We start from the raw sequence: 25,442 nt of genomic DNA on the forward strand, positions 1-25,442 counted from the left end.
GACCCTGTCCACCGGTTGCCGGCCGGGCAGCTCGGTCGGCCGGGGTCGCCGGCGGGCCGGGGCGGCCGGCCGCACGCACGCTTCGTCGGGCGGTGGCCGGCGGGCCGCGGTGGCCGATCGGGATCGCGGGCGCCGCGCTGGTCGCCGCCGGTGCGGTGCTGCTGCCGGTACCGGTGCTGCGGGTGCCGGCCGGCCTCGCGCTGGTGTTCGCCCTGCCCGGCCTCGCCGCCATCGGCCCGCTCCGGCCCCGACTGTCCACAATGGAGCGGATCGCGCTGGTGCCGTTGCTGAGCATCGCGGTACCGGTCGTCGGTGGCATCGGCTGCTACGCCGCCGGTGTCCGGCTGACCACGCCGGTGTGGGTCGCGCTCACCACCATCGTCACGCTCGCGCTCTGCGGCCTGCACGTCGGGCTCGGCCCGCGCGCGACCCGGTCGGCCGGGCGCCCCGCCGACGATCCCACGACCGAGGACGGTGGCCGGCCGGCGCGGCGCGGTCCCGCGGGCCGCTGGACGGCGCGCCGGGCGCTGCGGGTCGTCCTGCCGGCGGTACTGACGATCGCGCTGCTCGGTGGCGCCGGCGTGGTGGCGTTGCGGGCGGCGCGGACCGGGTCGGTGCAGCACTACACCGCGCTGTCGATCACGCCGGTCGGGTCGGCCGTCGCGCTCGACCGGTCGGTACGCGTCACCGTGTCCTGCAACGAGTCCGCCCCGACCGGCTACACGGTCCGGGTGACCGGTGCGGACGGGTACGCGGCGCACCGCAGCGTGCGGCTCGCACCCGGACACTCCCGTACCTGGCAGCTCTCGGTACCGGCGGTCGGCCGGGTCACCGCACGGCTGTACACCGGTGACGGGGGAACCCCGTACCGGTCGGTGTTCCTGGCCGGGGGGTGAGGCGGCGTGGCCCACCAGCGCGGCACCCCGACCCTGCCCCGGCCCACGGCGCGGCTGGCCCGCCTGGCCCGCCGGGACGGCGACCTGCTCACCAGCTCCGGCTCGCTGACCGCCTCCACCCTGATCACCTCCGCCACCGGCTTCCTCTACTGGTTCGTCGCCGCCCGGCTGTTCAGCCCGGAGGCGGTCGGTACCGCGTCGGCGGCGGTGTCGGCGATGACACTGGTCGGCACGCTCGGCATGTTCGGCCTCGGCACGATGCTGATCGGCGAGCTGCCCCGGCTGCCCGGTGACCGCTGGCCGTTGCTGTCCGCCGCCGCCCTCACCGCCGGTGCGATCGCCGCCGTCGGCGCGCTGATCTACCTCGGCCTCGCCTGGGTCGCCATCCCCGGCCTGCGCACCGCGCTGCCCGGGCCGACGATGGTCGTCCTGGTCGCGGCCGGCATCGTCCTGACCGCGATGGCGCTGGTGGTCGACGAGGGGCTGGTCGGCCTCGCCGCCGGCCCGTTTCAGATGTTGCGCAATCTGTACTTCGCGGTCGCCAAGCTGGTGCTGCTCGGTGCCGCCGCGCTGCTGCCCGCCACCGCGACCGGTGCCCCGATCCTGGCCAGCTGGCTCGCCGGGTTGCTGCTGTCGCTGCTGCTGCTCGCCCAGCTGCTGCGCCGACGCGGCCGGCTCGGCTCGCTGCGCCCGGCGCTGTCGATGCTGCGCGGCCGCACCGGCCGGGCCCTCGACTACAACCTGCTCAACCTCTCCCTGTACCTGCCGCACATCACGTTGCCGCTGGTGGTGACGGCAGTGTTGGGCGTGCGGGTGACCGGCGCCTTCTACACTGCCTGGATGGTCTACACGGTCGCGGTGATGCTGCCCGGCAACCTCGCGACCGCACTGTTCGCGGTGGCGACCGGGCAGCGTGCGGTGCTGCGGGCCAAGCTGCGTACCGCGCTCGCGGTCGCGCTCGGCGTCGGTGTGCCCGCCACCGTCCTGGTGGCCGTCGCCGCCCGGCCGATCATGTCGCTGTTCGGCGCCGAGTACGCCGACGTCGCCACCGGCGCGCTGCGCATCCTGGCGCTGAGCTACCTGTTCGCGGTGTTCCGCCAGCTCGTCGTCGGCGTGGTACGGGTGCTCGACAAGGTACGGCTCGCCACCGTCGGCGCGGTGCTCGCCGGCTGCCTGGAGATCGCCGCCGCCGCGTACGGCGGGACCCACGGCGGGCTGACCACGATGGTGCTGTGGCTGGTCGGCGTGTTCGCGTTGGAGGCGCTGATCACCGCGCCGATCGTGCTGTGGGCCGCGACCGCCCGCCCCGGCGACCGGCGCGAGCACCCCGAGCGGCCCGACCGGCCCGACCGAAGCGGGCGGCCCGGGCGGGGCGCCCGGTGACCGGCACGGACCGCCCGACGCCCGCCGCCGACGGCCCGGCACCCGGCGCCGACGGCGCGAGAGCGGCAGCGGAGAGCGGCACGGGCCGTCCGGTGAGCGGCGAGCGGCCGTGCGTGTGCGGGCATCCGCGCACCGCGCACCGGCACTACCGGCGCGGCAGCGACTGCGCCGTGTGCGGCCCCGAGGTGTGCCCCCGCTACCGCCCGGTCCGCTGGTGGCGCCGCCCGGCGAAAGCGGACCGAGCGGCCCGGTAGCACCCTGCTGACCTGCGGTTTCCTCAGTCCGGGGCCAGGCGCGGAAGATTCTCGAAGATAATCTGGCGACGTGTCGATCCCGGTGCGGCGCCGTTCGACCTACGGATGAACGGGCCGGACGGCGGCCCGGACGAACACGGAGGCAACGCCATGAAGTACATGCTGATCATGCGGGCGGACGACACGGCGCTGGCGCAGATGGGCGACGTCGACTTCACCGAGATGCTGGCCACGGTCGGCCGGTTCAACGAGGAACTGATCCGGGCCGGGGTGCTGCTGGCCGCGGAGGGGCTGGCCGACGCCGCCGACGGCGTGGTCGTCGACCACTCGAGCGAGCCGCCGCTCGTCACCGACGGGCCGTACGGCGAGACCAAGGAGCTGTTCGGCGGGTTCTACCTGCTCAACGTCGCGTCGAAGGAGGAAGCCGTCGAGTGGGCCAAGCGGATGCCGATCACCGGCCCCGGCTTCAAGACCGAGATCCGCCGGGTCCCCACCATCGACGAGTTCCCGCAGGACAACGAGTGGATCCAGCGCGAGCGCGTCTGGCGCGAGTCCACCGGCCAGCTCTGAGCGGGTACGAACCGATGAGCGACCCGACGGGCCGGGAGGCGGTGGCCGCGGTGTGGCGGATCGAGTCCGCCCGCATCGTCGGCGCGCTCGCCCGCTACACCGGCGACTTCGCGCTGGCCGAGGACCTGGCGCAGGAGGCACTGGCCGAGGCGCTGGTGTCCTGGCCGCGCGACGGCGTGCCGCGCAACCCGGCGGGTTGGCTGCTCACGGTCGGGCGGCGGCGGGCGATCGACACGTACCGCCGCCGCTCGGCCCTGGACGACCGGTACGCCGCCCTTGGCCACGACCTGGGCGAGGGCGGCGCCGCGTCCGGGCCGGTACCGGCCGACCCGGCCCGGGACGCCGACGACGTGCTGTGGGACCCGGACCGGATCGACGACGACACGCTGGCGCTGATGTTCGTCGCCTGCCACCCGGTGCTGTCCCGGGAGGCGCGGGTGGCGCTGACCCTGCGGGTGCTCGGCGGGTTGACCAGCGACGAGATCGCGAAGGCAGGCCTGGTACCGACGGCGACGGTGCAGGCCCGGATCACCCGGGCGAAGAAGACGCTCGGCGCGGCCCGGATACCGTTCGCGGTGCCGCCACCGGCCGAACGCCCGCAGCGGCTCGGCTCGGTGCTCAACGTCGTCTACCTGATCTTCACCGAGGGGTCCTCGGCCAGTACGGGCGGCGCGGCGATCCGGTTCGACCTGGCCGGCGAGGCGCAGCGGCTGGCCCGGGTCCTGTCCCGGCTGATGCCGGACGAACCCGAGGTGCACGGGCTGCTCGCGCTGCTGGAGCTGACGGCGGCGCGGTTCCCGGCCCGCACCGGGCCGGACGGCGAGGCGGTACTGCTGGAGCAGCAGGACCGGCGCCGCTGGGACCGCGCCGCGATCCGCCGCGGCCGGGCCGCGCTGGCCCGCGCCGGGCGCGCCGGTCGCGGGCTCGGCGCGTACGGGCTGCAGGCGGCGATCGCCGAGTGCCACGCGGTCGCCGAGTCGGTCCGGTCGACCGACTGGCCACGCATCGTGCTGCTGTACGAGGCGCTGGGCCGGTTGGCGCCCTCCCCGGTGGTCGAGCTCAACCGTGCGGTGGCGGTGTGCATGGCCGACGGGCCGGCCGCCGCACTGTCCATTGTGGACAAAGTGGCGAGCGACCCGGCACTCGCCGGCTCGCACCTGCTGCCCAGCGTCCGCGGCGAGCTGCTCACCCGCCTCGGCCGTACCGACGAGGCCCGCGCCGCGCTGCAACTCGCCCTGCGGCGCAGCGACAACGACCGGGACCGCAGCGTGCTGTCCCGCAAGCTCGCCGCCCTCGACTGAGTCGCCGCGACGGGGCCGGTCAGTGCCTGGCGAGCGGTTCAGCCCCGCCACCCGGGGTGCGGCGCGGGGCGATCGTCCGGTGCCGGATGCGCCAGCCGCCGGCGGCCCGGACCAGCCGATCCTCGTAGGTGTAGCTGGCGATCGTCCCGTCCGGCGCCACCGTGAACCCCTTCGACCAGGCTCGGGCACCGGCCTCGCCGTCCGCCCGGACGATGATGCTGGTGACGTGCATGGCCACCGTGCTGCCGGCACCACGCTCGTGCGCCACCGCGATGTAGGTCTCCAGCCACGGCCGGGACGGATCCCGCGGCGGCAGCGGCGCGAGCCCCAGCGCGCTGGCGTCCACCTCCAGATCCGGCGCGAACACCTCGTCGAACCGGTCGTACGCCTCGGCATCGCACAGGTGACCGTGCAGCGCGATCACCTCGTGGATCTCCAGCTTGTCCTCGGCGCTGAGCCGCATCGCGCACCCCTCCGTCGCCCGGCAACGGACGCCGACGCTAACACCGCGGTACGGCGCCCGGCCACTTTCCGCTTTCCGTTGTCACGGAAGGGATGCAGCTTCCCGGCCCGCGCGTGGCGCGCTTGACGGCGCGAGGCCGGTGTGATCAGGTGACCAGGCCGTGCCGGTAGGCGTACACGACGGCCTGGACGCGGTCGCGCAGGCCGAGCTTGGTCAGGATGCGGGAGACGAACGTCTTGACCGTCTCCTGGCTGATCCGCAACGTCGCGGCGATCTCCGCGTTGGACAGCCCGTCCGCGATCAGCCGCAGCACCTCCAGCTCGCGCGGCGTCAACGGCCGGTCCGGCGCGGCGCCGTCCACCGGCCGGATCCGTGCCGCGTACCGGCCGACGAGCTGGCGGGTCACCTCCGGGTCCAGCAGCGCGGCGCCGCTCGCGACGGTACGGATGCCGTGCAGCAGCTGCGCCGGCGGCGCGTCCTTGAGCAGGAACCCGCTCGCCCCGGCCCGCAACGCCTGGTAGACGTACTCGTCCAGGTTGAACGTGGTCACCACGAGCACCTTCACCGGCTGCTCGACGCCGGCGCCGGCGAGCAGCCGGGTGGCCGCGATGCCGTCGAGCACCGGCATCCGGACGTCCATCACCACCACGTCGGGGTGCAGCCGGCCGGCGAGTTCGACCGCGGCCCTGCCGTCGCCGCACTCGCCGACCATGGACAGGTCCGGCTGCGCGTCGATGATCGTCGCCAGCCCGGTGCGGATGAGCACCTGGTCGTCGCAGACCAGTACCCGGATCGGCGCGGTCACGACACCTTCCCCACCGGGATCCGGGCCCGTACCAGGAAACCGCCGTCCGGCCGGGTGCCGGCGTCGAACTCGCCGCCGAGCACGTCCACCCGCTCGCGCAGGCCGGCCAGCCCGCGACCACCGGCCGGCAACACCACCGGTGCGCCGGTCGGGAACGCCGCCGCGGCACCGCCCGCCAGGAGCCGCGTGCCGCCTGCCGGCACCGTCGCCGTGGCGGCCCGGGTCCGTGCGGCTTCCGGGCGCGCGGTCGCCCCGTCCGCGACCGGCGCTTCCGGCCCGTCCGTCGTGACCTGCACGCCGATCTCCCGTTCGCCGTGGTGCACCCGCACCGCGGTCCGCCGCCCGTGCGCGTACTTCAGGGCGTTGGTCAGCGCCTCCTGCACCACCCGGTACGCCACCAGGTCGGCGCTGCCGGTCGACTCGGCCGGCGTGCCCACCTCGTCGAACGTCACCGGCTGGCCGGCCTGGCGGGTCTGCTCGACCAGCGTACGCAGCCGCCCCACGGTCGGCGTGCGCGCCTCGACGTCGTGCTCCGGGTCGAGCAGATCCAGCAGGTGCCGCAGGTCGGTGATGGCCCGCCGGCCGGTGTCGGAGACCGCACCGAGCGTCTCCTCCAACCGTTCCGGAGCCGCGGTCAGGTAGCGCGCCGCCTCGGCCTGTACCACCATCGCCGTCACGTGGTGGGTGACCACGTCGTGCAGCTCCCGCGCGATCCGGGTCCGTTCCGCGGCCCGGGTGGCCGCGGCGACGCGGTCCCGCCGCTCGCTCTCGGCCAACCGGGCGGTCCGCCACCAGGCGCCGATCCCCCAGCACAGCGCCAACGCCAGGTAGAAGGCGACGAACTCGGTCACGGTCTCGCCGGTACCGACCCGGTCCAGCGCCACCGCGAGCGCCACGAAGCCCGCCGAACCGGCAAGCACCGTGGTACGCCGGAAGCGATCCAGCGCGGCACCGACCCCGATCAGCGCGAACGGCAGCGCGGTCCCGGCCACCGTGTGGTAGCCGCGCAGCTGGTCGAGGGCGAACCCGGCGGACACCAGCGCCAGGCTCGCCAGCGGCCAGCGGCGCCGGCTGATCAGCGGCAGGCACTGCAACGCGACCACGAGCAGCGCCCACAGGTCGAACCGGTGCGTCGGCACGCCGCCGAGCCGGGTGCCGTAGTGGTGGAACTCGGGAACCAGCGACGCGACGAACAGCGCGAGCGCGAGCGGTACGTACCAGACCGCGGCGCCGATGCGGCGCCACGGTCCGGGGATTCGGGGCAGAGCGATCACTGCGAAAGTGTAGGAACGGCGTCGAGGGTGGCGAGACGGGCCGCCCGTTTCCTCAGCGGCACCAGCCGCCCCCGCCGCCACGCGATGACCAGGAAGACGATCGCGGTCAGCACGCAGAACACCATCGAGTACAGGCTGCCCTCCGGGCCGAAGTCACCGCCGGTGACCAGCGCCGGGCCCTGCATCGTGGCGTCCAGCAGCCCCTGGTTGCCGCCGTTGCCGGAGACCTCGGTACTGAAGATGGCGGCGGCGGCGTAGTTCCAGCCGAAGTGCAGCCCGATCGGCACCCACAGCTTGCGGGTCGCGACGTACGCGGCGGTCAGCATGCCGCCGGCCTCGACCACGATGGCGGCCGCACCCCACAGGCTCGCGTCCGGATTGGCCAGGTGGTACGCACCGAACAGCAGCCCGGAGATCAGCATCGCGAGCCAGGTGCCGGTACCCCGCTCCAGCACCCGGAACAGGATGCCGCGAAACATCAGCTCCTCGGTCACCGCGGCCGCCGCCATGTAGCCGAACAGCCCGATCATGCCGACGTTCGCGGCCGCCCCGTGCACGTGGTAGAAGCCAAGAAACCAGATGTTCACGATCACGCCACCGAAGATCGCGATGCCCACGGCCGCGCCCAGCAGCAGCCCCGGTACCAGGCCCTTGGCGCTGGCCTCGACCACCCGGCGACGCTCGGTCAGCCGGACCAGTCCCTTGTAGACGAACAACGCGACGACCGCGCTGCCGCCACCGACGGCGAGCATGAGCCACGGGTTCCCCTGTACCGCGGTGAGCGCCTGGCCACCGGCGGCGGCCACCACCACCACGGCGACCAGCTGCAGGACGGTCCCGAAGAACACTTTCACGACGACTCCTCACCGGAAACGCGCGGCCAATGCGCCGCAACTGCCCGGAACGCTACGGATGGGGCCGGTCGGAATCGTCACCATCGAGCGGACACTTCCCCGTAGCTCGCACGGGGGACGAGCCGGCAGCCGGCCGCTGCCGGTTATTTGACTTGACCGCGCCGCACCGGGTTGGTCTGCTGATCCCGGCCCATCGTCGAGACCGGAAGGAGGCGAGTCGGATGTCCGTCCACCCTGCCCACTCGCTGAGAAAGGTCTCACGACTTGGCATTCGCACGTTCGTTCCAGTGCACCCAGTGCGGCGCGGCGGTCTCGCTCGACGCACCCGGAACAACACACCGTAACCACTGCCCGCGCTGCCTGTGGTCCCGGCACCTGGACCGCAACACGCCCGGCGACCGCAAGGCCACCTGTTCGGCCGGGATGGAACCGATCGCGGTCACCGTGCGCGGCAAGGGAAGTTGGGTGCTCGTCCACCGCTGTCTCAGCTGCGGCCGGCTGCGCCTGAACCGTACCGCCGGGGACGACAACCCGCTGCTGTTGCTGCGGCTCGCGGCGCTCCCGCTGACCATGCCGCCCTTCCCGGTCCAGCGCCTCCAGGACGACGACTGACGCCGGGCGGGGCCCGCGCCCGTACGGGTGGGCCCCGCCCGCGATCGCTCGTTCACCCGGAGCCCGCGACGCGCGGCCCCGTAGGCTGGACGCCGACCGGCGGGAGGGAGGCTGCGGTGGTCGAGGCGACGGCGACCGAGGTGCTGGCCGAGCTGGCCGCGCTGGAGGACCCGAAGATCCGCGCGGTGAACCAGCGGCACGGCGACGACCACGGGGTGAACCTCACCACGCTGCGCGCGATCGCGAAGCGGCTCGGGACCCGACCCAACCTGGCCCGCGAGCTGTGGGCCACCGGGGACAGCGCGGCCCGGCTGCTGGCGATCCAGATCAGCCGGCCCACGCAGTACCAGGCCGACGAGCTGGACGCGATGCTGCGCGCAGCGCGCACCCCGAAGGTGCACGACTGGCTGGTCGGCACCGTGGTGACCAGGAGCCCGCACGCCGAGACGCTGCGGCAACAGTGGTTGGCCGACCCCGACCCGGTGGTCGCGAGCGCCGGTTGGGCCCTGACCACCACCCGGGTCGCGAAGAGCCCCGACGGGCTGGACCTGACGGCGCTGCTCGACACGATCGAGGCACGGCTGAGCGAGGCACCGGACCGGCTGCAGTGGGCGATGAACCACTGCCTCGCCCAGATCGGCATCGAACACCCCGACCACCGGGCCCGGGCCCTCGCCATCGGCGAGCGGCTCGGGGTGTTCCGCGACTACCCGACCCCGCGCGGCTGCACCTCGCCGTACGCGCCGACCTGGATCACCGAGATGGTCCGCCGGCAGGCCGGGAACTCCTGAGCCCGGACTCCGCCGCGAGCGCCTCCCGGGCCCGCATCAACGCGAAGCCGAGCAGGTTGGCGCCGGGCCAGCGGGCCGGATCGGTGGCCCGCTCGTCGGCGGCGGAAACCCCGATCCCCCAGATCCGGTCGTACGGGCTGGCCTCGACCAGCACCCGCGACCCGGTGCCCAGCAGGAACTCGCGCAGCCGCGGGTCCTGGCCGAACTTGGCCACGTTCCCGTCCACCACCAGCCCGAACCGGCGCGATTCCCACACCTGCTGGTCGAAGTCGCGGACCGACCGGCCCAGCTTCTTCGCCTCGGCCGGCGTCCGCGCCGCCAGGATCCGCTCCAGTGCCACACCGTCGCCGAACAAGCGGGCCTTGCCGGCCATCATCCAGTGCTCGGCCGAGGCGTACCCGACACCGTCCACAGTGAACCGACAGGGCCACCACTGGCTCAGGCAGCCCGGGCCGACGCCGCCGTCGCGGGCCGGCCGGTGCCCCCAGAACAACAGCCACTTCGGTGTCGCGCCCGCATCGAGGGCCGCCACCAACTCCGTCACACTGAGTGCCGCCGCCGCGTCGTTGCTCCGCACCCCACCATCGTGCCAAGCGGCCACAGCCGGCACCACCCGTGGCGCAGGGCCACGGCGCGGGAGGATTGCACAGAAAAACGGCGGCCGGCTCGGAGACCCGGCGGCGCCGTCACGAGCCATTCTAACAGGGGGAACGGCCGTTTCCGGGGTCATCCGGCGGAATGGTGAGGCAGTCGGCAGATGATGGGCGGAGCGCGCCCGCACGCGTTAGCTTAGGCCCTCGGCTCCGGTGCACGGTGCGCGCTGCCCTGAGGGCGGCCGCGGCGTCGACCGGCCGGCAGATCCCCGGGGCGAAGGTGGCAGGCGCGTGGCAGACAGGGACCGATCGACGGTGGCAGAGCAACCGGCACCGGGCAGCACCCGGGACGCGGCGGTGACCGCCCCCGACGGTAGCGCGGGTGCCGACGCCGCGGCGGGCGACGCGGCCGCCGTGGCGGTCGAGCAGAGCTACCTCGACCGGCTGTACGGGCGGCTCGACGAGCTGCGCGGCGACGCGCAGGGGCGGCTGTCCGGCGCGCTGCGGCAGGTCGGGAACACGCCGTCGGAGCGGGCCGAGCGGGAGAGCGTGGTCCGTGACGCCAACGACCAGGTCGCCATGCTGGGCGCGGTCGAGCAGGGGCTGTGCTTCGGCCGGCTCGACTTCGCCGACGGTGCCGAACCGCCCCGCTACGTCGGCCGGATCGGCATCTTCGACGAAGCCAACGGGTACGAGCCGCTGCTGGTCGACTGGCGCGCGCCGGCGGCCCGGCCGTTCTACCTGGCCACCGCCGCGGCACCGGACGGGGTGCGGCGCCGCCGGCACCTGGACACCCGCGGGCGGCGGGTCGTCGAGGTCACCGACGAGGTGCTCGACCTCGACGACGCCGCGCACGCCGGGCACGAGGGGCTGACCGGTGAGGCGACGCTGCTCGCCGCACTGTCCCGCAGCCGTACCGGCCGGATGCGCGACATCGTCGACACCATCCAAGCCGAGCAGGACCGGGTGATCCGGGCGCCGCTGGCCGGGATGCTCGTCGTGCAGGGCGGCCCCGGCACCGGCAAGACCGCGGTGGCGTTGCACCGCGCGGCGTACCTGCTCTACACCTACCGCGAGCAGCTGACCCGGCAGGGCGTGCTGCTGGTCGGTCCACATCGGACGTTCCTGCGCTACATCGAGCACGTGCTGCCGGCGCTGGCCGAGACCGGCGTGCTGGCCCGCACCGTCGGCGAGCTGTTCCCGGGTGTCGCCACCGCCGTCGAGGAGGAGCCGGAGGCCGGTCTGGTCAAGGGCGCCACGTCGATGGTCGAGGTGCTGCGGGCGGCGGTCGCCGACCGGCAGCGGGTACCGGACGAGCCGGTCGAGGTGCTCATCGACGACAGCCACCAGGGTTTCGGCTTCCAGCACGACACCGTGGTGCTGGAGCCGGAAACCGTTGCGGCGGCGCGGGATCGTGCCCGGCGTACCACCCGGCCGCACAACCTGGCCCGCGAGGTGTTCGTCGCCGAGGTCGTCGACTCGCTCGGCTGGCAGGTCGCGCAGCGACTCGGCGACGACCCGTACGCCGACCAGGCGCTCGGCGGCAACGACGCACCCGGCGAAGGGACGTTGCTGCTCAACGAGGGCGACGTGGCCGAGATCCGCCGGGAGCTCGCCACCGACTCCCGGCTCGCCGCGGCGCTGGACGAGCTGTGGCCGACGTTGACGCCACAGCAACTGCTCACCGACCTGTACGCGTCCGACGACCGGCTGGCCGCCGCCGCGCCCGCCCTGCCCGAGGCGCGGCGTGCGCTGCTGCGCCGCGACCCCGGCGCACCGTGGACGGTCTCCGACGTACCGCTGCTGGACGAGGCGGCCGAGCTGCTCGGCGTCGACGACCGGGCCCGGCGGGAGCGCGAGGAACGCCTCCGGCGCCGCCGGATCGAGTACGCGGAGGGCGTGCTGGAGGTCGCCGCGGGCTCCATGTCGCAGGAGTTCGAGGACGAGGAGACCGAGGTACTGGAGGTCACCGACGCGCTGACCGCCGAGCAGCTCGCCGAGCGGCAGGTCGAGGCCGACCGGCGTACCGCGGCCGAGCGCGCGGCGGTCGACCGGCAGTGGACGTTCGGTCACGTGATCGTGGACGAGGCGCAGGAGCTGTCGCCGATGGCGTGGCGCGCGCTGATGCGCCGCTGCCCCACCCGGTCGCTGACCGTGGTCGGCGACGTGGCGCAGACCGCCGACGAATCCGGCACCCGTACCTGGGCCGACACCTTCGCGCCCTACGTGGACGGCCGGCTGCGCACCGCGGAGCTCGCGACCAGTTACCGCACCCCGGCGGAGATCCTGGCGGTGGCGGCCCGGCTGCTCGCCCACATCGACCCCACGCTGACCCCGCCGCGGGCCGTTCGAGACACCGGCGACGAGCCGTGGTTCCGTTGCGTACCCAGCGATCTGATCGCCACCGAGGTGGCCGACACGGTGCGCACGGAGGCCGCCGAGGTCGGCGACGGCAGGGTCGGCGTGATCGTACCGGCCGGGCGCGCCACCGCGGTCACCGCCGCGGTGCGCACGGTGGTGCCGGACGCGGCCAGCGGCGACGACGCCGACCTGGAGCGCGGGGTCGCGGTGCTGACCGCCCGCCAGGCCAAGGGGTTGGAGTTCGACACCGTGCTGGTGGTGGCGCCGGACGAGATCGTCACCGAGTCCCGCCGCGGCTACTCCGACCTGTACGTGGCGCTGACCCGGACCACCAACCGGCTCGGCGTCATCCACAGTGGACAGTTGCCGGCCGGCCTGGAAGCCTGACCGGGGAGCGCGACCGGTGCTGCGACGCGCTTGTCGCCGCCACCACGCCACGCGGTCAGGCCGGCGATCGTCCCGCACACCAGCAGGAACGGCACCGGCAGCGCGGCACCGGTGACCACGCCGTCGTCGCCGTACAGCCCGTACGAGACCGGGGCCGCCACCGCCGCCGCGACCACCAGCACCGCGCCCGCCGCACCCAACCGGTTCGACCGCCGACCGGGCCCGGCCCGACGTGCCGTGTGGCAGCTGGCGTACCCGCCGACGAACAGCGCGGCCGCCGCGACCGGAATCGGCAACCGCCCGTCCTGGCCGAGGACGGTGTCGACGTCGGCGGGGACGGTCAGCCCCGACAGCATCAGGATCGCCAGCGGTCACCACGGCCACCGCGTCGCACCGACCGCGGGCGGTCGGCGGGCCCGGCGACCGGGTCGGTCAGAGCGTGCGGTCAGAGCGCGGCGGTCAGCTCGTCGAGCATCGCGTCGGTGGCGCCCAGGCCGATCGACAGGTGCCCCTCGCCGGACCGCAGGTGCGCGCGGGCGCCGGGCACGTGCGCCGCGAGCCACTCGCCGTGCGCGTACGGCACCATCAGGTCCTCGCTGCCCTGCCACAGCGACACCGGAACGGCGATCGAGTCCAGGGCGAAGCCCCACGGCGTGACGAACGCCAGATCGTCGTCCAGCCAGCCGTCCACGCCGGTACGCAGGGCCTCGTGGAAGCCGGTGGCCATGTCCTCGCCGTACTCGTCGGTGAGCACCGCCCGGTCCACCGGCGGCAGCAGCGTCGACATCCCGGCGATCAGGCCGTCCACGTCGGCGTCGGCGAGCCCGGCCGCCTCGTTCTCCAGGTACGGCCGCAGCACCGCCTCGCCGCGCAGCGCGGCGGCGTTCTCCTCGACGTTCTGCTCGCCGGCCCCGGCGTCGAAGTCCAGCCCCTCGGCGTCGTACGGGGCGACCGACGCGATGCTCAGCACCCCGGCGACGCGGTCCGGCAGCAGCGCTCCGGTGGCGAGCGCGTGCGGGCCGCCACCGGACCAGCCGGCCGTCACGCACCGGTCGGCGTTCAGGCGATCCAGGATCGCCTCGACGTCACCGGCGACGGCCGCGACGTTGCGGCCAGGCCGCCGGGTCGACCCGCCGTACCCGGCGCGCGAGTACGTGACCAGCCGCAGGCCGCGAGCGTGCACGGCGCGGGCGAACGCCCGGATCGGTACTACCGAGCCGGGGGTGCCGTGGTGGAAGACCAGCGGGGTACCACCGGCCGGGCCACTGACGTCCACATCGAGGGTCCGGCCGTCGGGCAGCCGCAAGGACTCGGTCATCGGATGATTCTCGCAGTTCACCGCGGCTGCCCCGGTGTCTCCCTGGTCACGAACAGGCAGCTGTGCGCCAGCTGTCAGCGGGCGAAGATCTGCGACTCGTCGGCGAACGACTTGAACTCCAGCGCGTTGCCGGCCGGGTCGCGCAGGAACATCGTCCACTGCTCCCCCGGCTGGCCGGGAAACCGCAGGTACGGCTCGATGACGAAGGCGACGTGCGCGTCCCGCAACCGTCCCGCCAGCTCGTGGAACTCCTCGGCCGGCAGGATCAGCCCGAAGTGCGGCACCGGCACCCGGTGCTCGTCCACCTCGCTGCGGCCGGCCGGACCGGTCGCATCCGGTACCAGGTGGGTGACGAGCTGGTGACCGTGCAGGTCCCAGTCGATCCAGTGGTCGCTGTCGCGGCCGCGCGGCAGGCCGAGCACCTCGCCGTAGAAGCGGCGGGCGGCGGCGAGGTCGTCGACCGGGATGGCCAGGTGGAAACCGGGCCGGTGCGATGCTGACATGACCCGATCATCGCAGCAGGAGGTGGCCGCCGTGACAGGGGCGACGACGCCGGACGAGCTGGGCCGGCTGTTTCTGCAGCGCGCCAACGCCGGCGACGCGGACGGCCTGGCCGCCCTGTACGAGCCGGACGCGGTGCTGGCCTTCCCGGCCGGCGCGACCACGGTGGGCCGGGACGCGATCCGCCGCGTCTACGCCGACCTGCTCGCCGACCGGCCGCGGTTCGAGCCGGGCCGCCCGTCGCCCACGCTGCTGCGCGACGACCTAGCGCTGACCTCGACCGTACTGGCCGACGGTGCGGTGACCGCCGAGGTCGCCCGCCGCCAACCGGACGGCACCTGGCTGTGGGCCATCGACCATCCCCGCATCGCCCAGCCGAGCTGAACCCGGAGCGCACCTCGCGCAAGTGGTTCGATATTTGTCGAACCTTGCTCTAGGTTAGTTCCATGGAATTCGAACATCGACGCGGTGTCGTGCTGCTCGCGCTGGTCGCGGCGTTCATGGTCTTCGTGGACGGGACGATCGTGACCGTCGCCCTGCCGCAGCTCGCCGCGCACCTGCACGCCTCCCGCAGCGAACTGGAATGGGCGGTCAACGCGTACACGCTGTCGTTCGCCGCGACGATGCTCGCCGCCGGTGCGATCACCGACGTACTCGGGGCCAAGCGCACGTTCGTCGCCGGACTGCTGGTCTTCGGCGCGTCCTCCGCGGTCTGCGCCGCCGCCGGGTCGATGACCGCGCTCGACCTGGCCCGGCTGGCCCAGGGTGCGGGCGCCGCGCTGCTGCTGCCCAGCGCGCTGGTGCTGGCGACCGCGTCCGCCCCTGACGAGCGGACCCGGCACCGGCTCGTCGGCGCCTGGACCGCCGCCGGCGGCGTCGGCATGGCGGCCGGGCCACTGCTCGGCGGCGTCCTGGTCGCGGCGGCCGGCTGGCGCGCGGTGTTCGCGGTCAACGTGGTCATCGCGGTGCCGGCCGTGCTCTGGAGCCTGCGCACGATGCCCGCCGTACCGCGCCGTGGGCGGCGCTTCGACACCGCCGGCATGCTCGCCGCCACCGTGACGATCGGCGCTCTGGTGTACGCGTTCATCGAGGCGCCGACGCGCGGCTGGGCCAACCCGGCGGTCGTCGCCGCCGCCGCGCTGGCACTGGCCGGGCTGGTCGGCTTCGTCCGCGCCGAGCGGACCGCACGCACCCCGCTGCTGCCGCCGCGCCTGTACGCCGACCGGGGCTTCGCCACCAGCGCCGGCCAGGGCGCGCTGTTCAACTTCACCTTCTACGGGCTGCTGTTCGCGCTGAGCCTGCTGCTGCAACAGGGCCGCGGGCTCGACCCGCTGCGCAGCGGGCTGCTGTTCCTGCCGCTGACCGGCCTCATCTCGATCGGCAGCCTGTGCGCCGCGCCGCTCGCGCAGCGGCTGGGCCGCCGCGGCGTACTCGGCCTCGGGCAGCTCGCGCTCACGGTGACGCTGCTCGCGGTGGCCTGGGCGAGTACCGCCGGCGGGCTCTGGCCGCTCGCGGTCGCGCTGCTGCCGGCCGGGTTCTTCGCCGGGCTGCTCGTACCGACGATGACCTCGCAGTCGATCGCCGCGGTGCCGCCCGATCTGCACGGCGCGGCGTCCGCGGCCTTCAACACCTCCCGGCAGGTGGGCGCCGCGATCGGCGTCGCGACGTTCGGTCCGTTGCTCGGCGCCGGCGCCGACCTCACCGGCGGGTTCGTGACCTGCGTGAGCATCGGTGCCGCCGCGACGGCGCTGATGCTGCTGCTGACCGCGGCGGCCCGACCGGCCGCGACACCCGCCCGGGTTGATGTCGGGCGGTGATGATGGGCCGATGGGCGTTGCGAGCGTGACGGTCGCGATGCCGGTCTCGGACCTGGCGGCCGCCCGATCCTGGTACGACCCGGTCCTGGTCGCCGCACGCCCGACACGGCGCGGGACGGCGGTCGCCGTCCCGCGCCGCTCGGTCAGCCGAGCTGGCCGGCCTGGTAGCTGCCGCCGACCTGGCGGGTGATGACGTTGAGCCGGTTGAACGTGTTGATCAACGCGATCTGCGCGACCAGCGCCGCCAGCTGCTCGTCGTCGTAGTGCTTGGCCGCGTTGCGCCACACCTCCTCGTCGACGCCGGCGCTGTCGGCCAGCCGGGTGCCCTGCTCGGCGAGTTCCAGCGCGGCGCGTTCGGCCTCGGTGAACACGCTCGCCTCGCGCCAGCAGGCGACCAGGTTGAGCCGTACCGAGGTCTCCCCCGCCGCGATCGCCTCCTTGGTGTGCATGTCGAGGCAGGGCGCGCACCCGTTGATCTGGCTGGCCCGGATGTCGACCAGGTTCAGCGTCGCCTCCGGTACCGACGTTTCGGTGATGGCGCGGTGCGACGCGACGAAGTGCTTGACGAGCTTCGGACCGAGTTCGGTGGCCATGATGTCGAGTCGTGCCTGCATGATGATCTCCTCGTTTCGATGTGCTTCAACTACCCGACGAAGCAGCGACCCGAGACGTAACGCCGGCACCCTGCGCGGCGGGGTTCGGCTCCGGCCCGGCCGACGGATCACCGCTCGCGCCGGGAATCCGGCGCGGGTTCCCGCGCCGGATGGCGGCACTCACCATCGACCGACGTCGATTCTCGGGACCAATCGGAATGCACCGCGCGGGTAGCATGACCGCACCAGAAACAGGGCAGGAGGACCAGGAATGAGAATACTCGGACGCGCAGGTGCCGCGGCGGTGGCGGCCGCTGCGCTGGTCGCGGTCGGATTCGCCGGCATGTCCCCGGCCTCGGCCGAGGGGGCCGGTGCACACTCCGGCTCGACGACGGCCGCCCGAAACGCCTCGGTCGTGCGACCCGCGGCCAGCACCGGTTACTTCAACACCTACACGACCATGGCGACGCTCGGCAACGCGAACAGCTGTTACGCGACCGAGGGGTTCGCCGTCGGGTCCAGCTACACCTATTCGGTGAAGATCAACGGCGACGAGAACAGGGCCGTCATCTACCGCACCCGGATGAGCGACGGCAGCACCACGCTGATGAAGAACGGCGACAACGGCACGACGTACGCGACCTATCTGGGCCACGCGAACGACGTCGTGTTGAGCTCGACCAACGGTAACTACTACATGTTCATCGTGACGATGAAGGCCGGCAGCACCAGCGTGGTGAAGCTCAAGTACGTCAGCACCACCTTCTACAAGGTGGGCAGCTACACGATCAAGTACAACGGCACGAACCACTCCATGTCCGGGGTGAAGATCACCAGCAAGACCTCCAGCACCATCAACTTCCTGTTCAAGAGCGGCCGGAACTTCTACCGCGGCACGCTGCCGTTGAACGCCTCGACCGGGACCATCAATCTGACCTCCGCGTTCACCCTCGACGTCGCGCACGCGAAGGTGAACGGCAAGACCATCTCGAACATCTCCTCGTTCGTGACCCAGGGGTACAGCTACCGCAGCAACGCGATCTACTTCCCGATGACCTACAAGAACGTCAGCATCGTTCTCGTGTACCGCAACATCTCCTCCGCGTCGGGCACCATCAACGCGGCCAGTGACCTGTCGTTCCGGATCACCTCCAGCGCCTACCCGACCCTCTTCGAGATCGAGAGCGTCGGGGTCGGCCCCAACGACCATCTCTGGTTCGCCACCAACCGGAAGACGTCGTCGAGCGACACCTCGCACGACGGCGTGCACTACTTCAACGGCTACACCGCCTGACGGCCCCCGCGCCGGCGGCCGCGACGCCGTGTCGATCACGTGGCTCGATCGTCACCCGTCCCGGCCGCCGGGCAGGTCGATCGTGGCGAGCCGGGCGGGATCGCTGACCGACACGATCTCGACGATGCGGCCGCCGGCGACCGTGCAGGCCATCACCCCGACCAGCCGCCCGTTCGGCGCCCGTACCACGATGCCGGGCTCGCCGTTGACCAGCGCGCGGCTGGCGTCCACCGAGGTACGCCCGCCGAGCCGGGCCCGCTCGGCGACCTCGGCCGCGCCGTGCCGGACCGCCACGCCGCGGCTGGAGTGCACGGTCCACCGCACGTCCGGGTCGAGCACCCGCAGCAGCCCGTCGAAGTCACCGTCCCGGGAGGCGGCCAGGAACGCGTCGACCACCTGCCACTGCCGCCGCCGGTCGTCGGTCGGCCGGGGCGTGCCCTGCACCTTGCGCCGGGCCCGGCTGGCCAGCATCTTCGCCGCGTCGGCGGACCGGTCGAGAATCCGGCCGATCTCGTCGAACGGCATCGCGAACATGTCGTGCAGTACGAACGCCAACCGCTCGGCCGGGCCGAGCGTGTCCAGCACCACCAGCAGCGCCAGCCCGACCGACTCGGCCAGTACCGCCTCGTCCGCTGGCTGCTCGTCGTCGTCCTCGGTCACCACGAACTCCGGCAGCCGCTGCTCGTACGACAGCTCGGGGTGCGCGGTGCGGGCGCGCAGCAGGTCGATGCAGATCCGGCCGACCACGGTGGTCAGCCAGCCGGCCAGGTTGTCGATCGCCTCGGCGTCCTGCCGGCCGAGCCGCAGCCACGCCTCCTGCACCGCGTCCTCGGCGTCGGCCCGCGACCCGAGCATCCGGTACGCGACCGCCACCAACCGCCCGCGCTGCCGCTCGAAGGCCGCCGCGAGCGTCTCCGGCCCCGTCCCCGCCATGGTGTTACCTTCCTCCGCACGTTCCGTCATGACCATGACGGGTACCGGCCGGCGAAGGTAACGGATTCGCCGAACGCGAATCCTTTCCCGGCCCCGGGCGCTCTTGTCCCGGACGGATCGAACGCGGGTCGCCGGGCGGCGCGCACGGGGCACGGGAGGCGGCGTTGGCCGGGCCGGGTTGGGCAAGCAGGCAGCTGATCGAGGCCGCGCAGGCCGGTGACCTCGACTCGCTCACCGCCGTGGTGCACGGCGCCCACCCGCACGTCCGGCGCTTCGCCGAGCACCTGTGCGCCACCAGCCAGGACGCCGAGGACGCGGCGCAGGAGGCGCTGATCGTGCTGTACCGCAGGATCGGCACCCTGCGCGCCACCGCGGCCCTCACGTCGTGGATGTTCCGGATCGTCCGGAACGAGTGCCTGCGCCGGGCCCGGACCTGGCGCCGCGAGATCCCGGCCGAGGCCGTCGACCGGCCCGCGCCGGTCGGCTCGGCCGAGGAGCAGGCGCTGGACCGGCTCGACGCCGAGCGGGTCGCCGCGGCGATCCGGGCGCTGCCGGAGACCCAGCGGCGGGTACTGATCCTGCGCGACGTGCTGGGCCACCCGGGGGGCGCGGTCGCCGAGTCGCTCGGGCTCAGCACCGCGGCGATGAAGTCCCAGCTGCACCGGGCCCGTACGGCTCTGCGCCGGAACCTGCGCGACAGCGGCACCGGTGCCGGGCGCGGCTGACCGCCCGATCCGTCGTCGTACCCGGCCCGCCGCCCGCGTTCCGCGGCGGGCCGCCATCGAGGGAAGGAAGCTCGTCATGCTCGCCATCGGATCGCCGGCCCCGGACCTGACGTTCGAGGACACCACCGGCCGCCCCGTCCGCCTGTCGGACCACCGCGGACACCCGGTCCTGCTGTACTTCCTGCGCTCCACCACCTGCCCGGTGTGCAACCGGCACGTCCGGGACCTGGCCGCGCACGCGGCGCGGCTGGCCGGCGTCCGCGTCCTGCTGGTGGTACCGGAGGACCGCGGCACGGCCGCGGCGTGGCGGGCCCGACGCGACGTCGGGTTCCCCGTGCTCGTCGGCCGCGGCGACCGCCCGCACCAGCGGGTCGGCCTGGACCGCAGGCTCTTCGGCACCCTGCAGCAGTCCGGCACGGTACTGCTGGACGCTGCCGGCACGGTTCGCCACCTGCGTGCCGCCACGGTCCCGACCGGCGGGTACGACCGGGCCGGCGTCCTCGCCGCGGTCGACGCGCTGCGCACCGACGACGCCACCGGGGCGCGGGACGGGACGGTCTGCTAGAACGGCGGGGTGCGCAGCTCCGAGTGGTACGACCTGCCCCAGCCGGCCCGCGGCATCGCCGAGGCGACCGTCGCCGCGGTGACCGCGGCCCGCGACACCGACGCCGACGGGTACCGGGTGGCGACCGCGCGGCTGGCCGGGCACCAGGCCGAGCAGGTCGGCATCGTGGCCGGCGAGACGGTGCGGCTGCTGCTGGAGGACCGCTACCCGGACGGGCTGACCGGCGACGACCTGCGCGCCGTGCTCACCGACTGCGCGGGCGCGGCCGGCTGGTACCCGGAGTTCGATCCGACCGTGGCGATGACGTTGATCGCCGGCGCGCTGGGCGTGCACGAGGCCGACGGCGAACCGTTGCCGCTGGATCCGGCCGGGGCGGCCGGGCACGGCCCGCTGCTGATCGCCCGGCTGGCCACCGGCGCGCCGCACCCGCTCACCGGCTATCTCCGCGCCGCGCTGGCCGAGATCGCCCGCACCGAGACGATGGACTGACCGGCGAGCGGCACTCACACCGCCGGCCGGGCCATCGGGACCAGGCCGAGGTCGGCAAGCAGGCGGGAGCCGCGTTCGGCGTGCTCGCCACCGGCCAGGACGAGCGTGCGCGCCGCCTGGTAGTGGCAACCGGCGGCCTCGAACGCGGGCAGCGCACCGAGCAACCGGTCCCGGTCGCGGTCGAGCAGCGCCGCGGCCCGGTCGACCAGCGCGGTCGCCACCGGGTTGCCGGCCACGACCGCCCGCGCAGCGGTGACCCGGTCGCGCGCGGCGGGGTCACCGGCGAGCACGGCGGCCTCGGCCCGCAGCGCCACGTACCAGTGCAGCCAGATCCAGGTGACCCACTTCCACACCTCGTCCGGCTGCGGCGCGGTCCGGTCGACCGCGGCCGCCGGATCGCCCTCGTGCAGCAGCCGCAGCGCGTCGAACACCGCGCCGTAGCCGTAGGTGTGTTCCGGCGGCGTGCCGAGCCGGTCCCGGATCTCCGCCCACTCGCGCCGGGCCGCCTCGTCGCCGCGCAACGCGTGGATCGTCGCCACCCCGGTCGCGGCCGGCGTGAACACCGCGGTCGCCGGGCTGCCGGCCCGTCGCCACCCCTCCCGGAACCGGTCGCCCCGGGTACCGATCTCGGCCACGTTGCCGGCCAGCGCGTCGGCGACCAGCAGCCAGGCGGTCGCCCGGTGCCCGACCTCGGCCAGCAACGGGTGGTCGGCCAGCTGTCGCCCCCACCGGTACGCGCCGGGCAGGTCACCGACGCCCAGGCTGGTCTCGACCGCCATGCCCAGCGCGTCGACCAGCTCGTGCGCGCTGGCCGGCGTCTCCGGCAGCGACCGCAGCAGCGTGATGCGGCGCCGCGCGGTGGCGGCGGTACCGAACGTGTCGCCGGCCCAGCTCTGCGCCCCGGTCAGCGCGTCCAGCGCGGCCGACTCGGCGATCGGATCCCCGGTACGGCGGGCCAGCGTCACCGCCCGCTCTGCCGCGGCCATCGTGTCGGGTACCGCGTTGTCCGGCGGGCCCTGCGCGGCCCCGAACGCGTCCGCGAGCACCGCGGCCTCGGCCAGCGCCACCGCCGCGCACGCCGCCGGGTCGGTGCCGGCCAGCTGCCGCGCCTCGGTCAGCAGCGCCAGCACCTCGGCCGGCGCCGGCAGCCGCTCGAACTTGGTGGAGAACCGGTACGCGCAGGTCGCGGCGGTGGCCAGGTCGCTCGCCGCGCCCGCGACGTCACCCGCCAGGCGGGCCGCCCCGGCCGCCGCCCGGTGCAGCCGGTACGCATCGTCGCCACGGGTACGGCAGCCGGCCACCGCCGCGGCCCGCCGCAGCATCGGCGCCGCCCGGGCCGGTTCGGCCGCCAGCCCGGCGGCCTGCTCGTACCGCTGCTGCGACTCGCCGGTCAGGTTCCGGGTGAACGCCAGCTCCGCCAGTCGGCTCGCCAGCAGGTACGCGTCCGCCCGCAACGCCGCCCGGTCGCCGCCGGGGTGCGGACCCGCCGGCGCGGCGTCTCCGGGTGTGCCGGGCCGGGCGGTGTTCGGCGGCGGTGCGCAGCGGTCGGCCGCCCAGCCCAGCGCCGCACGCAGGTCGTCGGCGACCGCGTCGAACCGGGCCCGCCAGTCGTCTCCGCCCGCGGCCAGCTCCGCCGCGGCGGCCAGGCACCAGCACAGCTGCCGGGCCCGGGTGTCGGCCTCCTCGCCGGCCACCGCGAGCCGTTCGGCCCCGTACTGCCGGATCGACTCCAGCGCCCGGTACCGGGTGCCGGCCGGCGCCGGCGACACCACCAGCAGGCTCTGCTCGGCGAGCCGGGCCAGCCCGTCGGCGGCGGTGCCGGCCTCGACCCCGGCCACCTCGGCCGCCGCCGCGACCGTGAACGGCGCCGCGAATACCGAGATCCGGCGCAGCAACGCCTGGGCATCGGGGTCGAGCAGGTCGTGGCTCCAGTCCAGCGCGGCGCGCACCGAACGGTGCCGGTCGTGCGCGCGGGAACCGCCGGCCAGCGTCCGCAGCGGGTCGGCCAGCGCGGCGGTCAGGCCGTCCGGTCCGAGCGCCGGCCAGCGCGCCGCGGCCAGCTCGATCGCCAGCGCCATCCCGTCCAGCCGGCGGCAGATCGCCGCGACCGCGTCGCGGACCGCCGGCTCCGGCCGGGCACCGCCCGCGGCCGCGCGGTCGACGAACAGCGCCACCGCCTCCGACGTACCGTCGCCGGACAGCGACAGCGGCGGCACCGGGTAGGTGTGCTCGAACGGCACCAGCAGCCGGGCCCGGCTGGTGGCCAGCACCGTGACCTGCGGGCAGGCCGCGAGCAGCCGGTCGGCGAGGTCCGCCACCCCGTCGCGTACCTGCTCGCAGTTGTCCAGGATCAGCAGCGCCTGCCGGTCGGCCAGCGCGGCCGACACCGACTCGGCCATGCCCCGGCCCGGCTGCTCGCCGAGCCCGAGCGCACCGGCCACCGCGGCGGCGACCATCCGCGGGTCGCCGGTCGGCGCCAGGTCGACGAACCACACCCCGTCCCGGTACGACCCGGCCACGTCCGCCGCGACCGCCAGGGCCAGCCGGGTCTTGCCGACGCCGCCCGCGCCGAGCGCGGTGACCTGCCGGTGCGTCGCGAGCGCCGCGGCCAGCTCGGCCCGTTCGGTCACCCGGCCGACGAACGAGGTCGCCGGCGCCGGCAGCGCCGGCCGCGCCGGTTCGGCCGCGCGCCGGGCCAGTGCCCGCCGGTCCGGCGCGCCCAGCTTGCGCAGCAGCGACGAGACGTGACTCTCGACGGTACGCACCGAAATGAACAGCTGTGCCCCGATCTCGGCGTTGCTGAGATGCCGCCCGATCAGCTGCAACACCTCGGCTTCCCGAGCCGAGACCTCCACCGGTGCGCTCACGCCGGCCATTCTCCCGTACCGCTCCGGGCCGGATCCGTGGTCAGCACGGATGTGCGTCGACCGCCACGGCGGGAGGCTGAAAACCACTTCCGGTTCGCCTCCGGACCGGCCCGATCCGTACAGAGAAGAGCCTGTCATGACCGCGATTCACCACTTGACCATCGACGTCGCCGACACCGCGGCCGCCGACGCCTACTACGCCGCCGCGTTCGGCGTCGGCGACCGGATCCGGGTACGCGAGGGGCAGCCGCCCACGACCGGCTTCCGCGGCTTCGCGGTGTCGCTGGTGGTGGCCCAGCCCAGCATCGTGGACAGCCTGACCGGTACCGCGATCGACGGCGGCGCGACCGCGCTCAAGCCCGCCGCGAAGGGCTTCTGGGGCTACAGCAGCGTGCTGCGCGACCCGTACGGGGTGATCTGGAAGATCGCCACCTCGGAGAAGAAGAACACCGGCCCGGACAGCCGGGCGGTGGACGACATCGTGCTGCTGCTCGGCGCCTCCGACGTCGGCGCGACCAAGAAGTACTACCTCGGCCGTGGCCTGCCGCTGACCAAGAGCTTCGGCAGCAAGTACGTCGAGTTCGGCACCGCGCCGATCAAGCTCGCCCTGTACACCCGGCGCGCGGCGGCCAAGGACCTCGGGGTCGACGCCGGCGGCACCGGCTCGCACCGGCTCACCATCGGTGCCGACGCCGGTACCTTCGCCGACCCGGACGGCTTCGCCTGGGCCCCGGCGCTGGCGCCCACCCCGGCCCACGGGCACTGACCGCCGGGCCGCGGCGCCGGCCCGCAGGCCGCGGCGCCGGGCGGCGGCGCCGGCCCGCAGGCCGCGGCGGCCGGGCGGCGACCCCTCGACGCCGTCCGACCGTCCGGTGGTACCTCAGCGCGACACCGACTCCAGCACCGGTGCCTTCTCCCGGCGCACCCGCGGCACGGCCCGGGCCACCCGGTGCGGGTACCGGCGGGCCAGGTAGATCTCGACCACCACGAGGTTGCCGGCCAGTGCGAGCCACACGCTGGAGCTCGCCACGTCGTGGATCATCGCCAGCGTGTTGCCGTGGTAGATCGGGCTGTCGGCGAACCCGAACACCAGTACCGACATCAGCAGCTGCCACGGGCGGGACGCCAGCGAGGCGAGGGTCACCGCGAAGTTGCGGATCATCCACCGGCGGTGATCCGGGTACCGGCCCTGCACGGCGGCGCGCAGCCCGGCGACCGCGGTGACCGCCCACGCCGCGTCCAGCGCCAGCAACCCGGCCATGTTGGCGAACCCGAACGAGCTCAGCAGCGCCACCGGCACCGCCAGCACCAGCGACGGGAACACCCCGGCGAAGAAGTACGCCCGGCCGACGTAGCGGTGCACCCGCGGATGGGTGCGCCGCAGCCACGGCCAGAACTGCCCGAACCCGGTCAGCGTGGCGATGGTGGCGGTACCGATGTGTGCCACCAGCAGCCAGTAGTGCACCGGGTGGCCGGCCACCGGGATCCGGCTGGTGCGCATCTCGGGCGGCAGGTAGGCCGACAGCATGTACGACAGGATCAGCAGCCACACCGCCGCGAACGGCACCAGCCACCAGCCGCGCGACCGGCGCCGGGCCGGGGTCGGCGCGGGACGCACCTGGGTCTGACTCATCGGGGTCTCCTCCTCGCTGGGCTCGCCACCACTTTCGTCCGGATCGCGGCCCGACACCCTGGCGTCACCTCCCCAACCCGACCTGACGCCTTCACCCCGCCCGGGGTCGGGTCAGCCCCCGTGTCCGGGCACGGCAAGGGCACGGTGAACGCTGCGTACTGCG

Annotated in this window: 26 protein-coding genes; 14 read left to right on the top strand and 12 right to left on the bottom strand. The window is 74.2% G+C overall.

The genetic code is table 11. The features are described 5' to 3' along the window. The first annotated feature begins 92 nt into the window (after positions 1 to 92). The 4 genes from NUM_RS00695 to NUM_RS00710 all read left to right on the top strand — a co-directional run bounded on the left by NUM_RS00695 (position 93) and on the right by NUM_RS00710 (position 4,404). Positions 93 to 896, top strand: a complete 804-nt coding sequence (locus tag NUM_RS00695; RefSeq protein WP_207122506.1) for a DUF1616 domain-containing protein — start codon at positions 93 to 95, stop codon at positions 894 to 896. Positions 897 to 902: 6 nt separating this feature from the next. Next, positions 903 to 2,279 carry a lipopolysaccharide biosynthesis protein gene (locus NUM_RS00700; RefSeq protein ID WP_207122507.1) on the top strand — a complete coding sequence of 459 codons (1,377 nt, stop codon included), beginning with the start codon at positions 903 to 905 and terminating at the stop codon, positions 2,277 to 2,279. A gap of 404 nt (positions 2,280 to 2,683) precedes the next feature. After that, positions 2,684 to 3,103: a YciI family protein gene (locus NUM_RS00705; RefSeq protein ID WP_207122508.1), complete on the top strand. Its 420-nt coding sequence runs from the start codon at positions 2,684 to 2,686 to the stop codon at positions 3,101 to 3,103. 14 nt (positions 3,104 to 3,117) lie between these two features. Continuing rightward, on the top strand, positions 3,118 to 4,404 hold the full coding sequence (locus NUM_RS00710; protein WP_207122509.1) for an RNA polymerase sigma factor: 1,287 nt from the start codon (positions 3,118 to 3,120) through the stop codon (positions 4,402 to 4,404). A 19-nt stretch (positions 4,405 to 4,423) separates the two neighbouring features. On the opposite strand, the gene NUM_RS00715 is transcribed toward NUM_RS00710, so the two are convergent. From NUM_RS00715 to NUM_RS00730, 4 genes are all read right to left on the bottom strand, one after another. Continuing rightward, entirely contained in the window at positions 4,424 to 4,867 is a 444-nt protein-coding gene (locus NUM_RS00715; protein ID WP_207122510.1) for a nuclear transport factor 2 family protein, read from the bottom strand. Between the two features lie 145 nt (positions 4,868 to 5,012). Continuing rightward, positions 5,013 to 5,672 carry a response regulator gene (locus NUM_RS00720; protein ID WP_207122511.1) on the bottom strand — a complete coding sequence of 220 codons (660 nt, stop codon included), beginning with the start codon at positions 5,670 to 5,672 and terminating at the stop codon, positions 5,013 to 5,015. Next, positions 5,669 to 6,946 carry a sensor histidine kinase gene (locus NUM_RS00725; protein WP_207122512.1) on the bottom strand — a complete coding sequence of 426 codons (1,278 nt, stop codon included), beginning with the start codon at positions 6,944 to 6,946 and terminating at the stop codon, positions 5,669 to 5,671. Before NUM_RS00725 ends, NUM_RS00720 begins: the two co-directional genes overlap by 4 nt. Next, on the bottom strand, positions 6,943 to 7,800 hold the full coding sequence (locus NUM_RS00730) for a CPBP family intramembrane glutamic endopeptidase (protein ID WP_225918238.1): 858 nt from the start codon (positions 7,798 to 7,800) through the stop codon (positions 6,943 to 6,945). Before NUM_RS00730 ends, NUM_RS00725 begins: the two co-directional genes overlap by 4 nt. A gap of 264 nt (positions 7,801 to 8,064) precedes the next feature. Here NUM_RS00730 and NUM_RS00735 point away from each other — a divergent pair, with 264 nt between their 5' ends. Both NUM_RS00735 and NUM_RS00740 read left to right on the top strand, forming a co-directional pair. Then, a complete protein-coding gene (locus NUM_RS00735; RefSeq protein WP_207122513.1) occupies positions 8,065 to 8,412 on the top strand; it encodes an RNHCP domain-containing protein in 348 nt (115 codons plus the stop codon). 116 nt (positions 8,413 to 8,528) lie between these two features. Next, the gene (locus NUM_RS00740) at positions 8,529 to 9,203 is read left to right on the top strand and encodes a DNA alkylation repair protein (RefSeq protein ID WP_207122514.1); all 675 of its coding nucleotides are present in this window, start codon (positions 8,529 to 8,531) and stop codon (positions 9,201 to 9,203) included. Here NUM_RS00740 and NUM_RS00745 read toward each other — a convergent pair. Continuing rightward, positions 9,166 to 9,780 carry an NADAR family protein gene (locus tag NUM_RS00745; RefSeq protein ID WP_370466913.1) on the bottom strand — a complete coding sequence of 205 codons (615 nt, stop codon included), beginning with the start codon at positions 9,778 to 9,780 and terminating at the stop codon, positions 9,166 to 9,168. The genes NUM_RS00740 and NUM_RS00745 overlap by 38 nt on opposite strands. Before the next feature lie 430 nt (positions 9,781 to 10,210). Here NUM_RS00745 and NUM_RS00750 point away from each other — a divergent pair, with 430 nt between their 5' ends. Continuing rightward, complete coding sequence (locus tag NUM_RS00750; RefSeq protein WP_225918256.1) at positions 10,211 to 12,544, top strand: HelD family protein; 2,334 nt, start codon at positions 10,211 to 10,213, stop codon at positions 12,542 to 12,544. Here the strand turns inward: NUM_RS00750 and NUM_RS00755 are convergent. The 3 genes from NUM_RS00755 to NUM_RS00765 all read right to left on the bottom strand — a co-directional run bounded on the left by NUM_RS00755 (position 12,454) and on the right by NUM_RS00765 (position 14,365). Next, positions 12,454 to 12,900 (bottom strand): hypothetical protein, encoded by a 447-nt coding sequence (locus NUM_RS00755; protein WP_207122515.1) that lies wholly within the window; start codon positions 12,898 to 12,900, stop codon positions 12,454 to 12,456. The genes NUM_RS00750 and NUM_RS00755 overlap by 91 nt on opposite strands. An 89-nt stretch (positions 12,901 to 12,989) precedes the next feature. Then, positions 12,990 to 13,862 (bottom strand): alpha/beta fold hydrolase, encoded by an 873-nt coding sequence (locus NUM_RS00760; protein ID WP_207122516.1) that lies wholly within the window; start codon positions 13,860 to 13,862, stop codon positions 12,990 to 12,992. A 74-nt stretch (positions 13,863 to 13,936) separates the two neighbouring features. Further along, positions 13,937 to 14,365 carry a VOC family protein gene (locus tag NUM_RS00765; protein WP_207122517.1) on the bottom strand — a complete coding sequence of 143 codons (429 nt, stop codon included), beginning with the start codon at positions 14,363 to 14,365 and terminating at the stop codon, positions 13,937 to 13,939. On the opposite strand from NUM_RS00765, the gene NUM_RS00770 reads away from it, so the two are divergent. Further along, positions 14,364 to 14,747: a YybH family protein gene (locus NUM_RS00770; RefSeq protein ID WP_207122518.1), complete on the top strand. Its 384-nt coding sequence runs from the start codon at positions 14,364 to 14,366 to the stop codon at positions 14,745 to 14,747. The two genes, NUM_RS00765 and NUM_RS00770, sit on opposite strands and share 2 nt — an antisense overlap. 62 nt (positions 14,748 to 14,809) lie before the next feature. Continuing rightward, positions 14,810 to 16,180, top strand: a complete 1,371-nt coding sequence (locus NUM_RS00775; RefSeq protein WP_207122519.1) for an MFS transporter — start codon at positions 14,810 to 14,812, stop codon at positions 16,178 to 16,180. A gap of 143 nt (positions 16,181 to 16,323) precedes the next feature. Here the strand turns inward: NUM_RS00775 and NUM_RS00780 are convergent, their stop codons facing one another. Further along, on the bottom strand, positions 16,324 to 16,794 hold the full coding sequence (locus tag NUM_RS00780; protein ID WP_207122520.1) for a carboxymuconolactone decarboxylase family protein: 471 nt from the start codon (positions 16,792 to 16,794) through the stop codon (positions 16,324 to 16,326). A 283-nt stretch (positions 16,795 to 17,077) separates the two neighbouring features. On the opposite strand from NUM_RS00780, the gene NUM_RS00785 reads away from it, so the two are divergent. Further along, complete coding sequence (locus tag NUM_RS00785; protein WP_225918239.1) at positions 17,078 to 18,067, top strand: hypothetical protein; 990 nt, start codon at positions 17,078 to 17,080, stop codon at positions 18,065 to 18,067. A 51-nt stretch (positions 18,068 to 18,118) separates the two neighbouring features. On the opposite strand, the gene NUM_RS00790 is transcribed toward NUM_RS00785, so the two are convergent. Then, entirely contained in the window at positions 18,119 to 19,030 is a 912-nt protein-coding gene (locus NUM_RS00790) for a sigma-70 family RNA polymerase sigma factor (RefSeq protein WP_225918240.1), read from the bottom strand. 134 nt (positions 19,031 to 19,164) lie between these two features. Between NUM_RS00790 and NUM_RS00795 the strand changes: the two genes are divergently transcribed. The 3 genes from NUM_RS00795 (at position 19,165) to NUM_RS00805 (ending at position 20,779) form a co-directional block, all read left to right on the top strand. After that, entirely contained in the window at positions 19,165 to 19,725 is a 561-nt protein-coding gene (locus NUM_RS00795) for an RNA polymerase sigma factor (RefSeq protein ID WP_207122521.1), read from the top strand. 76 nt (positions 19,726 to 19,801) lie between these two features. After that, a complete protein-coding gene (locus NUM_RS00800) occupies positions 19,802 to 20,290 on the top strand; it encodes a peroxiredoxin family protein (protein WP_207122522.1) in 489 nt (162 codons plus the stop codon). A 9-nt stretch (positions 20,291 to 20,299) separates the two neighbouring features. Then, the gene (locus NUM_RS00805) at positions 20,300 to 20,779 is read left to right on the top strand and encodes a hypothetical protein (RefSeq protein WP_207122523.1); all 480 of its coding nucleotides are present in this window, start codon (positions 20,300 to 20,302) and stop codon (positions 20,777 to 20,779) included. A 14-nt stretch (positions 20,780 to 20,793) separates the two neighbouring features. Here the strand turns inward: NUM_RS00805 and NUM_RS00810 are convergent, their stop codons facing one another. Continuing rightward, positions 20,794 to 23,646 (bottom strand): ATP-binding protein, encoded by a 2,853-nt coding sequence (locus tag NUM_RS00810; protein WP_225918241.1) that lies wholly within the window; start codon positions 23,644 to 23,646, stop codon positions 20,794 to 20,796. Positions 23,647 to 23,782: 136 nt separating this feature from the next. On the opposite strand from NUM_RS00810, the gene NUM_RS00815 reads away from it, so the two are divergent. Beyond that, positions 23,783 to 24,412, top strand: coding sequence for a VOC family protein (locus tag NUM_RS00815; RefSeq protein WP_207122525.1), 630 nt, complete (start codon positions 23,783 to 23,785; stop codon positions 24,410 to 24,412). A 114-nt stretch (positions 24,413 to 24,526) separates the two neighbouring features. Here the strand turns inward: NUM_RS00815 and NUM_RS00820 are convergent, their stop codons facing one another. Next, complete coding sequence (locus NUM_RS00820) at positions 24,527 to 25,279, bottom strand: DUF2306 domain-containing protein (protein WP_207122526.1); 753 nt, start codon at positions 25,277 to 25,279, stop codon at positions 24,527 to 24,529. Positions 25,280 to 25,442 lie beyond the last annotated feature (163 nt).

Source organism: Actinocatenispora comari, from assembly GCF_017312725.1.
In the GTDB taxonomy this organism is placed as follows: Bacteria; Actinomycetota; Actinomycetes; order Mycobacteriales; family Micromonosporaceae; genus Actinocatenispora; species Actinocatenispora comari.

Coding starts and splice junctions, on each gene's coding strand:
- NUM_RS00705 (WP_207122508.1), top strand. CDS start 2,684: ATGAAGTACATGCTGATCATGCGGGCGGACGACACGGCGCTGGCGCAG.
- NUM_RS00710 (WP_207122509.1), top strand. CDS start 3,118: ATGAGCGACCCGACGGGCCGGGAGGCGGTGGCCGCGGTGTGGCGGATC.
- NUM_RS00715 (WP_207122510.1), bottom strand. CDS start 4,867: ATGCGGCTCAGCGCCGAGGACAAGCTGGAGATCCACGAGGTGATCGCG.
- NUM_RS00755 (WP_207122515.1), bottom strand. CDS start 12,900: ATGCTGTCGGGGCTGACCGTCCCCGCCGACGTCGACACCGTCCTCGGC.
- NUM_RS00760 (WP_207122516.1), bottom strand. CDS start 13,862: ATGACCGAGTCCTTGCGGCTGCCCGACGGCCGGACCCTCGATGTGGAC.
- NUM_RS00770 (WP_207122518.1), top strand. CDS start 14,364: ATGACCCGATCATCGCAGCAGGAGGTGGCCGCCGTGACAGGGGCGACG.
- NUM_RS00765 (WP_207122517.1), bottom strand. CDS start 14,365: ATGTCAGCATCGCACCGGCCCGGTTTCCACCTGGCCATCCCGGTCGAC.
- NUM_RS00775 (WP_207122519.1), top strand. CDS start 14,810: ATGGAATTCGAACATCGACGCGGTGTCGTGCTGCTCGCGCTGGTCGCG.
- NUM_RS00780 (WP_207122520.1), bottom strand. CDS start 16,794: ATGCAGGCACGACTCGACATCATGGCCACCGAACTCGGTCCGAAGCTC.
- NUM_RS00790 (WP_225918240.1), bottom strand. CDS start 19,030: ATGACGGAACGTGCGGAGGAAGGTAACACCATGGCGGGGACGGGGCCG.
- NUM_RS00800 (WP_207122522.1), top strand. CDS start 19,802: ATGCTCGCCATCGGATCGCCGGCCCCGGACCTGACGTTCGAGGACACC.
- NUM_RS00815 (WP_207122525.1), top strand. CDS start 23,783: ATGACCGCGATTCACCACTTGACCATCGACGTCGCCGACACCGCGGCC.
- NUM_RS00820 (WP_207122526.1), bottom strand. CDS start 25,279: ATGAGTCAGACCCAGGTGCGTCCCGCGCCGACCCCGGCCCGGCGCCGG.